This window comes from Actinacidiphila alni, from assembly GCF_900112845.1.
GTDB classification, from domain to species: domain Bacteria; phylum Actinomycetota; class Actinomycetes; order Streptomycetales; family Streptomycetaceae; genus Actinacidiphila; species Actinacidiphila alni.
Genome location: NZ_FONG01000003.1, coordinates 497,102 through 509,055 on the forward strand (window position 1 = coordinate 497,102; position 11,954 = coordinate 509,055).

Genomic DNA, 11,954 nt, shown 5'->3' on the forward strand with positions numbered 1-11,954 from the left:
CATGCACAGGATCAAGGAGCCCGAATGAAGGTCCGCAAGCCGCTCACCGACGCGTGGACGCTGCACCTGGACACCGCGCGGCACCGGCCGGAACAGGCACCGCCGGCGCTCGCCGACACCGCCGTGCCCGCGCGGGTTCCCGGCTGTGTGCACACCGACCTGCTGGCCGCGGGGCTGATCCCCGACCCCTACCTCGACCGCAACGAGGAGGAGGTCGCCTGGGTGGGCCGCGCCGACTGGCGCTACCGCACCCGGATACCGGCCGCCCCGGCGGGACACGAACGCGCCGACCTCGTCTTCGACGGCCTCGACACCGTCGCCGACATCAGCGTGGCGGGCAAGCCGCTGGCCGCCACCCGCAACATGCACCGCGGCTACCGCTACGACGTCACCGGACTGCTGCACCCCGCCGACGGGACACCGCTCGACATCCGCTTCACCTCCGCGTACGAAGAGGCCGAGACCGTACGCGCCGCCACCGGGCCGCGGCCCAACGCGTACGCCGAACCCTTCAACTTCGTCCGCAAGATGGCCTGTTCCTTCGGATGGGACTGGGGTCCCACCCTGGTGACGGCCGGCATCTGGCGCGAGGCGCGGATGGAATTCTGGTCCACCGCCCGGCTCGCCGAGGTCCGCCCGCAGGTCACCGTGGACGACGGCACCGGGCGGGTCACCGTGCACCTCACCGTGGAGCGCGCCGCGTCCGGGCAGTCGCGCACCCTGCGGGCCGCCGTACGCGTCGCGGGCGTCGAGGCGTCCGCGGACCTGCCCGCCGGACAGGACACCGCGACCGTCGAACTGGCCGTCCCCGACGTCGAATTGTGGTGGCCGCGCGGTTACGGCGAACAGCCCCGCTATCTGTGCGACGTGACCCTCGCCGCGCCCGGCGCCGACACCGACCCGGACACGGGTGGCGGCGCCGACACCTCCCGGGTCCTGGACACCTGGGAGCGCTGCGTCGGTTTTCGTACCGTGGAACTGGACACCACCGCCGACGAGTACGGCTCCGCCTTCACCCTCGTCGTCAACGGTGTCCCCGTCTTCGCCCGCGGTGTGAACTGGATCCCCGACGACGTCTTCCCCAGCCGCATCACCCACGCCCGCTACCGGCGCCGCCTGGAGCAGGCCGCGGCGGCCGGGGTCGACCTGGTCCGCGTCTGGGGCGGCGGCATCTACGAGAGCGACGACTTCTACGACCTCTGCGACGAACTGGGCCTCATGGTCTGGCAGGACTTCCTCTTCGCCTGCGCCGCCTACCCCGAGGACGAACCGCTGCGGTCCGAGGTCGCCGCCGAGGCCGAGGAGAACGTCGTCCGTCTGATGTCCCACCCGTCTCTCGTGCTGTGGAACGGCAACAACGAGAATCTGTGGGGCTTCACCGACTGGGACTGGCAGGACGATCTCAACGGCGCGGCCTGGGGCGAGGGTTACTACCTGCGGCTGCTGCCGGAGACCGTGGCTCGGCTCGACCCGACCCGGCCGTACTGGGCGGGCAGCCCCTGGTCCGGCTCCTGGGACGCGCACCCCAACGACCCCGGTCACGGCACCAGCCACTCGTGGGAGGTGTGGAACCGCCGCGACTACAGCGACTATCTGGCGGACGTCCCGCGCTTCGTCGCGGAATTCGGCTGGCAGGCACCGCCCGCCCGGGCCACGCTCGACCGCGCGCTGAGCGACACGCCGCTCGCCGCCGACTCCCCGGGCATGCTGCACCACCAGAAGGCGGAGGACGGCAACGGCAAGCTCGCCCGCGGCCTCGCCCCCCACTTCGCGGTCCCCGACGGCGACTTCGCCACCTGGCACTACCTCACACAGCTCAACCAGGCCCGCGCCATCGCCACCGGCGTCGAGCACTGGCGCTCGCACTGGCCGCGCTGCGCCGGCACGGTGCTGTGGCAGCTCAACGACTGCTGGCCGGTGACCTCCTGGGCCGCCGTCGACGGCGACGGACGCGAGAAGCCGCTCTACCACGAGCTGAAACGGCTCTACGCCGACCGGCTGCTGACCTTCCAGGAGCGTGACGGCCGCCTCGTCCTCGTCGCCGTCAACCAGTCGGCCGACGCCTGGAGTTGTCCGGTCCTGCTGCGCCGGATGGACGCCGAGGGCGCCGTGCTCGCCGAGCACCGCCTCACCGTCGCCGCCGGGCCGCGCACGGTCGCGCTGCTGGAACTGCCGCCGCGGGTCGGCCGCATCGGCGATCCCGCACGGGAGTTCTGGGTCGCCGACGGCGACGGCCTGCGGGCGCTGCGCTTCGCCGCCGCGGACAGCGCGTTCGCGTACCCCAAGGCCGACATCAGGACCGAGCTGCGCGTCGTCGGCGATACGGCGGAGGTCATCGTCACCGCGCACACCCTGGTCCGCGACCTGCTCCTCCAGGCCGACCTGCTCGACCCCGGCGCGAGCACCGACCGGGGCCCGACCACACTGCTGCCCGGCGAGAGCGTCACCTACCGGGTACGGGGCTGGGCGCGGCCTGCTCCGGAAACGCTGCCGGGGGCGCTGTACTGCGTCAACGCCGACCGGTCGGCGGCGCCGCACAACGCACCGGACCCGTCGGCGGGAGACCGTACGGCGGACGCCCCGGTCGACGGCGGCGCCCGGTCCACGGCGGGCACCGCGGCCGGTTCCACGCGGTGACGGGCACCGGCGCGGAGGACGGTCCTCCGCGCCGCGTCACCATCAAGGACGTGGCCCGCCGGGCGGGCGTGTCACCGGCGGCCGTGTCGCTGGCCGTCAACGGCCGACCCGGGCTGTCGCCCGCCACCCGGCGACGGGTCCTCGACGCGGCCGAGGCGCTGCGCTGGGCGCCCGACCCGCTGGCCCGCACCATGGCCCGCCGGTCGGTCACGGCCTCCGACGCCATCGGGGTCGCGCTGCCCGGCGGCGCGGGACACCCCGCCTCGCGGCAGCTGTCCGGAGACCTCCTCGCCGGGATCGCCGCCGTCCTGGCACCCGGAGGCTGGTCCGTACTCCCGGCCCTGACCGACGGCGCGGGCGGCGCCCCGCAGGACCGGCTGCTCAAGTGGTGGCAGGCGGGCCGGATCACCGGGGCGGTCGTCGCCGACCTCCGAAACGACGGCGCCGCCCTGCGCCGGCTCGCGGACGCCGGACTCCCGGCCGTCGTCATCGGCCGCACCGGGCCCGGCGTCCCCTTCCCCGTGGTCCGGACCGACGACGAAGCCGTCGCCGACGCGGCCGTACGGTGGCTCGCCGCCCTCGGCCACCGGGACATCGGCTACGTCGGCGGCGACTCCCCGCTGTGGCTCGGCGCGGCGCGGGCCCGGGCACTGCGGGCGGCCTGCGCGCGGGCCGGCCTCACCCCGCCCCGGACCGTCGCCGCCGACCCCACCACCGGCCGGGCCGCCCGCGCCACCCGCGCGCTGCTCTCCGCGCCGCGACCGCCGACCGCGATCGTCCACGACGATGGGGTTGGCGCCGCGGCCGGCCTCGCCGTCGCCCATGAGATGGGGGTCCGGGTGCCGCACGAGCTGAGCGTGCTGGCCTGGTACGACTCCGACCTGTGCCGCCTCCCTCGTCCATCGCTGACCGCGCTGACCTGCGGCGCCGACACCCTGGGCGGGCGCGCCGCCCGTACTCTCCTCGCCCTCCTGCACGGCCTGCCGACGCCGGAACCGACCGATACGGAAGGGCAGTTGAGGCAGCGCGACAGCGCCGCGCCCGCCGCACCCCGCGCCGCCCGCTGACCAGCAGGTCCGGCGGCCCGTCAACCGATCGGTGGATGCCCCGGGTCCACCGGACCGGCCGCAGAAGGAGCCCGCAGGCCGATCCGTACGGCACGCCCCGCGCGGGAGTCTGGACGGCGTACGGCACAGAGCGCCGGACAGCCGACGAGAACCCACGGGGAAGCCGAGGAGGGACCGCGACCATGACGGTCATCGAGGTCGATCACCTGCACAAGCGCTACGGAGACCTGGTGGCGGTGGACGACGTCTCCTTCACCGTCGGCGAGGGCGAGATCTTCGGCATCCTCGGGCCCAACGGCGCGGGCAAGACCACCACCGTGGAGTGCCTGTCGGGACTGCGGTCCGCCGACCGCGGCAGCGTCCGCGTCCTCGGCCTCGACCCGCGTGCGGACCGGGAGGCACTGCGGCAGGTGCTCGGCGTCCAGCTCCAGGAGAGCGGGCTGCCCGACCGGATCACGGTCCGCGAGGCCCTCGACCTCTTCGCGTCCTTCTACGCGCGCCCCGTACCGGCGGCGCCGCTGATGGACCGGCTCGGCCTGACGGAGAAGGCCGGGGCCCGCTACAAGCAGCTGTCCGGCGGCCAGAAGCAGCGGCTCGCGATCGCGCTGGCGATGATCGGCGGCCCGCGTGCGGTCATCCTCGACGAGCTGACCACCGGACTCGACCCGCACGCCCGCCGCACCACCTGGGACCTGGTCGAGGGAATCCGGGACGAAGGAGTCACCGTCGTCCTGGTCACCCACTTCATGGCGGAGGCCGAGCGGCTGTGCGACCGGGTCGCGCTGATCGACTCCGGGCGCGTCGTCGCCGTCGACACCCCGGCGGCCCTGGCCGCCTCCGCCGGACAGACCCAGCGGATGCGCTTCCGGCCGTCCGCGCCGCTGGACGAGGCCGCGCTGCGGGCGCTGCCCGAGGTGGTCTCCGTGGTCCGGCGCGGCCCGCAGGTCGAGATCAGCGGTACCGGCAATCTCGTCCAGGCCGTCACCTCGCTGCTGGCCCGCCGCCAGATCATCGCCGCCGACCTGCGGGTCGAGCAGACCACCCTCGACGACGCGTTCGTCGCCCTGACCGGCCACAGCCGATCCGTCTGAACCGCGGCATGCACCCCGAACCCGGCCCCGCCCCGCTGTGAGGAGAACCGCCATGAGTGCGCTTGCCCTGCCCGCCATGAGGATGACCACCAAGGGCTTCAGGACCCTCACCCTCACCCAGGCGCGCCTGCTGCTGCGCGAGCCCGCCGCGCTGGTGTGGCTGCTGCTGCCGCCCGCCCTGGTGGTGGTCTTCGGCAACATCCCCGCCTTCACCACCGACCAGAAGGCACTCGACGGCCGCAGCGTCATCGACGTCTATGTGCCGACGATCGCCGCGATGGTGCCCCTGCTCGTCGCGCTCACCGCGCTGCCGCTGACGATGGCGTCCTTCCGCGAGAAGGACGTGCTGCGCCGGCTCGCGGTCAGCCCCGTACCGGCCGCGGGCATGCTCGCGGCCCTGCTGGCCGTCATCGCGGCGATCGCCGCGCTCGGCGTCGCCCTGATCATCGCCATCGGCGCCCTCGCCTTCCATGTGAAGGCGCCCGCCGACCCCGCGAGCGTGACCGCGGCCTTCGTGCTCGGCAGCGGCGCGGTGTTCGCACTCGGCCTGGTCGTCGCCGCGCTCGCCCGCACCTCAGGCGCCGCCAGCGGCGCGGGCGTCCCGCTGATGGTGCTGAACTTCTTCTTCAGCGGCCTGTACTTCCCGGTCGCCGAAATGCCGCGGGCGCTCCAGCGGATCGGCGAATACGTCCCCTTCGGCGCCGTCATGGCCGCCTGGTCCGGCGACGGCCCGCTGTGGCGGCACCTGACGGTGCTGGCCGCGTACACCGTGCTCGGCAGCCTGCTCGCCGCCCGCGTCTTCCGTTGGGAATGATGGACGGGTGAACGCAGACGACGCGACCGAGCGCCGCAGGCAGCTCCACAACAATCTGCCGTACATGGGCCTGGCGGTGTCCCTGATCGCCACGCTCGTCCTCGGCGCGCACACGGCCGCCGCCCTCGCACTGGCCTGCGGCCTGTCCCTTGCGGCGGCGCTCTGGCTGCGGCTGATGGGCGTGACCTTCCCCGTGCCCGCGGGCCGCGAGCGCCGGGCGGTCGTCTTCGTCGCCGGAATCCTCGTCCTCATCGGGGCGCTGGTGGCCCTCAACCCGCTCTACGGCTTCTTCGGCTTCACCGGCTACCTCCAGGTCGCGCTGCTCCCGCGCGCGCTGTGGCTGCCGGCCGTCGCGGTCAATTCGGCGCTGATGGCCACCACACAGGTCGGCGGCGTCGGCAATCTGCACGGCGGCGTCGTGACCGTCTACGCCGGACTCGTCCTGATCAACATGCTGGTCGCGGGCGTCATCACCTTCCAGAGCATCGAGGAGGACCTGCGCAGCAGACAACGCGCCCGCAACATCGAGGAGTTGGCGCAGGCCAACCGGCGGCTGCGCGAGACGATGGAGGAGAACGCCGGCCTGCACGCCCAACTGGTGGTCCAGGCAAGGGAAGCCGGTGTCCTCGACGAGCGGCAGCGGATGGCGGGCGAGATCCACGACACCATCGCCCAGGGCCTGACCGGCATCGTCACCCAACTGGAGGCCGCCGAGCGCTTCGACGCCGACCCCGAACGCCGCGCCAGGCACCGCGACCTGGCCGCCCGGCTGGCCCGCGAGAGCCTGACCGAAGCGCGTCGCTCGGTGCAGGCGCTGCGCCCGGGACCGCTCGCCGAGGCCCATCTGCCCGAGGCCATCGGCGATCTGGCGGACCGCTGGTCGCAGACCTCGGGCGTACGGGTACGGGTCGAGGTCACCGGGACGCCGGTGCCGCTGCCGCCCGCGCTGGAGGTCGTGCTCTTCCGCACCGCGCAGGAAGGACTCGCCAACATCGCCAAGCACGCCGCCGCCTCCCGCGCCGGACTGACCCTCTCCTACACCCACGAGGTCGTCGTCCTCGACGTGCTGGACGACGGCAGCGGCTTCGACCCCCGCCGGGCCGGGGCCGCTCCGGATTCCGTCGGCGGTACGGCCGCCGCCGGGAGTGCGGGCGAGGGGAACGGCTACGGCCTCACCGCGATGCGGCAGCGGCTGCGGCAGGTCGGCGGGGCCTTGGAGATCGAGAGCGGCCCGGGCGACGGCACCGCCATCAGCGCCAGTGTCCCCGCGGTCCGGCGCGCACCCGAACCGGTCGCGGGCCCGGCGGGGGTGGAGAATGCCGTGTGACTATTCGCCTGCTGATCGTCGATGATCACCCCGTCGTACGCGACGGCCTGCGCGGAGTCTTCGACGGCGACCCGGACTTCGAGGTCGTCGGCGAGGCCGCGGACGGCGTGGAGGCGGTGGAGCGCGCCGCCGCGCTGCCGGTGGACGTGGTCCTGATGGATCTGCGGATGCCGCGGATGGGCGGCGTCGAGGCGATCCGGGCGCTGCGCGACCGGGCACCCGATGTCCGCGTGCTGGTCCTCACCACGTACGACAGCGACGCCGATGTACTGCCCGCGGTGGAGGCCGGCGCCACCGGATACCTGCTCAAGGACGCGCCGCGCGACGAACTCGTGCGGGGCGTGCGCGCCGCCCACCGCGGCCAGGCCGTCCTCGCGCCGACCGTCGCGCAGAAGCTGCTCGGCCATGTCCGCGGCCCCGCCGTACCGGCCGCGGAGGCGCCGACCGAACGCGAACTGGAGGTGCTGCGGCTTGTCGCCGCCGGCTCCACCAACAAGGAAGCCGCGAAACAGCTCTTCATCAGCGAGGCCACCGTCAAGACCCACCTGCTGCACCTGTACGCCAAACTCGGCGTCCGCGACCGCGCCTCCGCGGTCGCGGCGGCCTACAAGAGCGGGCTGCTGGACTGACGCGCCGCCCGGCTCCCCGCAGGCGCGTCCGGGCGGTGCGAGGGATGATGGGCAGGTCTGGAGGACTGCCCATGGACTACCCGCAGACGTACGAGCTGGTCTTTCACGCGCCCTCGGTGGAGGACGACGTCGTGCACGTCCACCGGACCGAGAAGTCCGGCGCCGGAGGCTACCCGATCTACGAGGACGAGACCGGGATCGTGCGCGCCGAGATCAGCGCGGACGGCGAGGTCCGGATGATCGCCAGCGGCGGCCATCAGGCGCCGGGCGTGCCCCGCGCGGTCCGCTCCCTGCACCCCTGACGGCTCCCCGCACCCCCGACGACCCCCGCACCCTGACGATTCCCCGCACCCGGACGAGCGCGGACCACCCTCCGTCACATGGACTGCTCGATCAGCGCCCGCTCGCGCGCCGCGATGACCGCCTCGGAGAGGCTGTCGATGTCGTACGCGCCGTGGTGGCGGCGCCCGTTGATGAAGAAGGTGGGCGTGCCCGACACCCCGCTGAGGTCGGCGGACTCCACGTCCTTGGCGATCCGGTGGGCGCCGCGCCGCTTGTGCAGCGACTCCTTGAACGCGGGCACGTCCAGACCGATCTCCCGGGCGTGCTCCAGCAGATCGCGGATCTTCAGCGCGTCCTGCCGCTCGAAGAGCAGATCGCGCATCTCCCAGAAACGGCCCTGCTCGGCGGCGGCCTCAGAAGCCTCCGCGGCGAGCTGCGCGTGCGGGTGCACATCGGTGAGCGGCAGATGCCGCCACACATAGCGCACACTGTCGCCGAAGTCCGCGAGCAGCTCGCGCACCACACCCTCGGCCTGCCCGCAGAACGGGCACTCGAAATCGCCGTACTCGACAACCGTCACCGGTGCGTCCAGCGGCCCGCGCACATGGTCACGGTCCGGATCGACCGGCTCCACCAGGTCCACCACGGACTCGGCGGTACCCAGCAGCGCCCGCGCCCGGCGCGATTCCGGCAGCCGCCCGGCGACCAGCGCCACCACGGTGGTGAGCAGCATCGCGAACACCACCGCGCTCAGCACACCGATCTTCGCCTCGGCGAGCTGGTCGCCGTCGAAGGCCAGCGTCGCGATCAGCAGCGACACCGTGAAGCCGATGCCCGCGATGGAGCCGCCGCCCAGCACCGCGGCCCAGCCGACCGACGGCCGCATCCGGCCCTTGCTCAGCCGCGTGGCCAGCGCGGACGCGCCGACGATGCCGACCGGCTTGCCGATGCCGTAGCCCAGCAGGATGCCGAGGGTGATCGGCGAGGTGAAGGCGTCGGCCAGCAGCGAACCGTTGATCTCGATGCCCGCGTTGGCCAGCGCGAACAGCGGCACGATCACATAGCTGCTCCACGGGTGCCACAGCCGCTGCAGCCGGTCGTTGGGAGAGACCGCGGAGGCCAGACCGAGGCGCGCCTCCCGCTCCAGCTCGGCGGTCGGCTGCTCCCGGAAGGAGCGGAACAGCCCCGTGGCGCGTTCCAGCGCGTCCCGGGAGGCGGGATAGGCGTACGAGAGCAGGCCCATGATCAGGCCGACGACCAGCGGATCCACCCCGGAGTGCAGGAACGCCACCCAGGCCACGACGCCCAGCACCGCGTACACCGCGCCGCGCCGCACACCCGCGCTGCGCACCCCGTACACCAGCAGCAGCACACCGATGCCGACCAGCAGCGGCGTCCAGGAGATGTGGTCGCTGTAGGCCACGGCGATCACGCCGAGCGCCAGGAAGTCGTCCACGACGGCGACGGTCAGGATGAAGGTGTGCAGCCGCTCGGGGAAGCGCGAGCCGAGCAGGGCCAGCATGCCCAGCGCGAAGGCGGTGTCGGTGGACATCGCCGTACCCCAGCCGTGGACCGAGGACCGGCCGGAGTTGACCGCCAGGTAGATCGCGACCGGCACCACCATGCCGCTGACCCCGGCCAGCATCGGCAGCGGGATACGGCGCCGGTCGCGCAGCTCGCCCATGTCGAATTCGCGCCGCGCCTCCAGCCCCACGACCAGGAAGAACAGCGTCATCAGCCCGCTGTTGACCCACTCCCGCAGATCCAGGTCGAGGCCGTGGTCGCCGAAGCGCAGCGACAAGTGCGTCGCCCACGCCGAGTCGTAGCTGCCGGGCGCGATGTTCGCCCAGGCCAGCGCCACCAAGGTGGCCGCGAGCAGGACGGCGGCGCTGCCCGTCTCGGTACGGATGTACGCCAGAGCGGAGGCGGCCGCCCGGCGGTCGCGCTCGGTCTTTCCCGACAAGGGCACGGCGAAGCCCCGGAACATCCAGCCTCCCAGCAGAGGAACGGTCTGAGGGACACCCTGACACGACCGGCGTCCGGCTGGCGTGTCCATAACCGACCAACGGCTGCGCCGCCGGCCGAACCGCCCCGACGCTTCCGGGTCACGGAAGTGACGCACCCCCTGTTTGGTGCGGACCTGTAACGGACCGGAAAGGCCCGCCGGTGGGAGGATGAACGCGGTCGGGTGATCCAGGACCGACAACGGACACATGAGCGAGGGGCGGCCGGATGGCGCGGGACGAAGCCGTGATCGGCTGCACGGGGGAGCTGCTCGTCGGCACGCGTGGCGCGGCCGGACCGGGCGAGGTCCACGTACGGGTCAGAGGCGGCACCGAAACCTTCCTCGCCTGGTCCGAGGAGCCCCTGCCGAAGGGGGCGACCGTGCTGGTGGTGGACTCGCGCGGCACACGCCAGGTGGATGTCATCGAGTGGGTCGACCCGTTGGACGCGCTGGCCGACTGAGCCGGCGCACGTGAAGGAGACAAGGATGTTCGGTTACCGCGTTCCCGCGCCGGACGAGGCGATGTTGATCTCGGGCGGTCGGCGTGGACTGGGGGGTGCGCCGTTCCGCGTGGTCACGGGCCACGGAAAGTTCGTCCTGCCGGTCTTCCGCAAGACCCGGTTCCTGACGCTCGCGATGTGCGAGGCGGAAGTCGCCGAGACCTGCGTGACCAAGCAGGGCATCGCGCTGACGGTCAAGGCCGTCATCGCGTTCAAGGTCGGCAACGACCACGAGAGCATCGTCAACGCCGGGCAGCGCTTCCTGTCCGACCAGGACCAGATGGCGGTGCTCACCGGCCGGATCTTCGCCGGCCACCTGCGGTCCATCATCGGCTCGATGACGGTCGAGGAGATCGTCACCGAGCGGCAGAAACTGGCCACCGAGGTACTGGAGACGTCCAAGACGGAGATGGCGAAGATCGGCCTGAGCGTCGACTCGCTGCAGATCCAGTCCATCGACGACGGCGAGACCGGCTACATCGAGGCCATGTCGGCGCCGCACAAGGCGGCGATCCAGCGGCAGGCGCAGATCGCGCAGGCCCAGGCCACCCAGGCGTCGGTGGAGGCGCAGCAGGTCGCGGCGCGCAATCAGGCCGAGTACGCGCGGCAGACCGCCGTCGTGCAGGCCGAGTACAGCGCCGAGGTCGACCGCGCGCAGGCGCAGGCGGCGCAGGCGGGCCCGCTCGCCCAGGCGCACGCGCAGCAGGAGGTGCTGGCCGCGCAGACCGAACTGGCGCTGCGCGCCGCCGAGTTGCGCCAGCAGCAGCTCGTGGCGGAGATCGTCAAGCCCGCCGAGGCGGAGGCCGAGCGGATCCGGGTGCTCGCTGTCGCCGACGCCGAGCGGATGCGCATCCAGGCCGCGGCCGCGGCCTCGCACGACCGGGTGGCGCTGGACCGGATGCTGATCGACCAGCTCCCGCAGATCGTGAAGGAGGCGGCGGGCGGCCTGTCCGGTGCCAACGTCAATGTGCTCAACGGCGCAGACGGCCTCAGCGAGATCGCGGCGGGCCTGGTCAGCCAGGGTCTGACGATCCTGGACTCGGTCCGCAAGAATCTCAACGGCGGCGAGGGCGGCGACGGGTCCGGCGAGGAGTCGGACAATCTGCCGGCGCTGCGCGGCCTGGTCAACCCCGGCGGTGACCGGGGCGGCAAGGGCAAGGGCGGCCGGGGGACGACGGACGGGCCGATCGACATCGACTAGGTGTATTGATCATGAGCGTTGTTGACGCTCGTGGGTCTTGATCATGGCGAAGACCTCCGGTGTGGTGGAGCTGTCTAGGAACGCACCGCCCGGAGGTCTTCGTGTCTCACCGTAATGCCCGGCTGACCGTTCATGGCAGACGAATCCTGATCGAACGTGTGCTGTCGGGTCGGCCGGTCGCCCATGTCGCTGCTGAGATGGGCATCTCACGGGCGACCGGGCACAAGTGGGTGGCCCGCTGGCGGGCCGAGGGGGATGCGGGCCTGGCCGACCGCCCCAGCCGGCCGCATACGACACCGCACCGCACCCCGGCCGCAGTGGAGGCCCGGGTCTGCGAACTGCGCCGGACACGCAAGCTGGGCCCTGCCCGGATCGGGCCGATCCTGGGTCTGCCCGCCTCG

Annotated in this window: 11 protein-coding genes; 10 read left to right on the plus strand and 1 reads right to left on the minus strand. The window is 72.8% G+C overall.

The window, feature by feature from the left end:
- The first annotated feature begins 24 nt into the window (after window positions 1–24).
- The 7 genes from BM076_RS07870 to BM076_RS07905 all read left to right on the plus strand — a co-directional run bounded on the left by BM076_RS07870 (window position 25) and on the right by BM076_RS07905 (window position 7,867).
- Window positions 25–2,637 (plus strand): glycoside hydrolase family 2 protein, encoded by a 2,613-nt coding sequence (locus tag BM076_RS07870; RefSeq protein ID WP_245795834.1) that lies wholly within the window; start codon window positions 25–27, stop codon window positions 2,635–2,637.
- Window positions 2,634–3,704, plus strand: coding sequence for a LacI family DNA-binding transcriptional regulator (locus tag BM076_RS07880; RefSeq protein WP_177246365.1), 1,071 nt, complete (start codon window positions 2,634–2,636; stop codon window positions 3,702–3,704). Before BM076_RS07870 ends, BM076_RS07880 begins: the two co-directional genes overlap by 4 nt.
- A 182-nt stretch (window positions 3,705–3,886) precedes the next feature.
- Window positions 3,887–4,795 (plus strand): ABC transporter ATP-binding protein, encoded by a 909-nt coding sequence (locus BM076_RS07885; protein ID WP_093712632.1) that lies wholly within the window; start codon window positions 3,887–3,889, stop codon window positions 4,793–4,795.
- A 52-nt stretch (window positions 4,796–4,847) separates the two neighbouring features.
- Window positions 4,848–5,609, plus strand: coding sequence for an ABC transporter permease (locus BM076_RS07890; RefSeq protein WP_093712633.1), 762 nt, complete (start codon window positions 4,848–4,850; stop codon window positions 5,607–5,609).
- Window positions 5,610–5,616: 7 nt separating this feature from the next.
- Window positions 5,617–6,936 (plus strand): sensor histidine kinase, encoded by a 1,320-nt coding sequence (locus BM076_RS07895; protein ID WP_245795836.1) that lies wholly within the window; start codon window positions 5,617–5,619, stop codon window positions 6,934–6,936.
- On the plus strand, window positions 6,933–7,565 hold the full coding sequence (locus tag BM076_RS07900) for a response regulator (RefSeq protein ID WP_093712634.1): 633 nt from the start codon (window positions 6,933–6,935) through the stop codon (window positions 7,563–7,565). The genes BM076_RS07895 and BM076_RS07900 overlap by 4 nt, the downstream gene beginning before the upstream one ends.
- 71 nt (window positions 7,566–7,636) lie before the next feature.
- Window positions 7,637–7,867 carry a DUF6296 family protein gene (locus BM076_RS07905; RefSeq protein WP_093712635.1) on the plus strand — a complete coding sequence of 77 codons (231 nt, stop codon included), beginning with the start codon at window positions 7,637–7,639 and terminating at the stop codon, window positions 7,865–7,867.
- Between the two features lie 74 nt (window positions 7,868–7,941).
- On the opposite strand, the gene nhaA is transcribed toward BM076_RS07905, so the two are convergent.
- Complete coding sequence (gene nhaA / locus BM076_RS07910) at window positions 7,942–9,834, minus strand: Na+/H+ antiporter NhaA (RefSeq protein ID WP_093712636.1); 1,893 nt, start codon at window positions 9,832–9,834, stop codon at window positions 7,942–7,944.
- 245 nt (window positions 9,835–10,079) lie between these two features.
- On the opposite strand from nhaA, the gene BM076_RS07915 reads away from it, so the two are divergent.
- The 3 genes from BM076_RS07915 to BM076_RS07925 all read left to right on the plus strand — a co-directional run.
- Window positions 10,080–10,313, plus strand: a complete 234-nt coding sequence (locus tag BM076_RS07915; protein WP_093712637.1) for a hypothetical protein — start codon at window positions 10,080–10,082, stop codon at window positions 10,311–10,313.
- Window positions 10,314–10,338: 25 nt separating this feature from the next.
- Window positions 10,339–11,553 carry an SPFH domain-containing protein gene (locus BM076_RS07920; protein WP_245795838.1) on the plus strand — a complete coding sequence of 405 codons (1,215 nt, stop codon included), beginning with the start codon at window positions 10,339–10,341 and terminating at the stop codon, window positions 11,551–11,553.
- Between the two features lie 101 nt (window positions 11,554–11,654).
- On the plus strand, window positions 11,655–11,954 hold a 300-nt coding region (locus BM076_RS07925; protein ID WP_143120539.1), incomplete at its 3' end, for a leucine zipper domain-containing protein.

Bases quoted from the DNA above. Each gene is read 5' to 3' on its own strand.
- BM076_RS07890 (WP_093712633.1), top strand. From the start codon at position 4,848: ATGAGTGCGCTTGCCCTGCCCGCCATGAGGATGACCACCAAGGGCTTC.
- BM076_RS07915 (WP_093712637.1), top strand. From the start codon at position 10,080: ATGGCGCGGGACGAAGCCGTGATCGGCTGCACGGGGGAGCTGCTCGTC.
- BM076_RS07920 (WP_245795838.1), top strand. From the start codon at position 10,339: ATGTTCGGTTACCGCGTTCCCGCGCCGGACGAGGCGATGTTGATCTCG.
- nhaA (WP_093712636.1), bottom strand. From the start codon at position 9,834: ATGTTCCGGGGCTTCGCCGTGCCCTTGTCGGGAAAGACCGAGCGCGAC.
- BM076_RS07905 (WP_093712635.1), top strand. From the start codon at position 7,637: ATGGACTACCCGCAGACGTACGAGCTGGTCTTTCACGCGCCCTCGGTG.
- BM076_RS07870 (WP_245795834.1), top strand. From the start codon at position 25: ATGAAGGTCCGCAAGCCGCTCACCGACGCGTGGACGCTGCACCTGGAC.
- BM076_RS07885 (WP_093712632.1), top strand. From the start codon at position 3,887: ATGACGGTCATCGAGGTCGATCACCTGCACAAGCGCTACGGAGACCTG.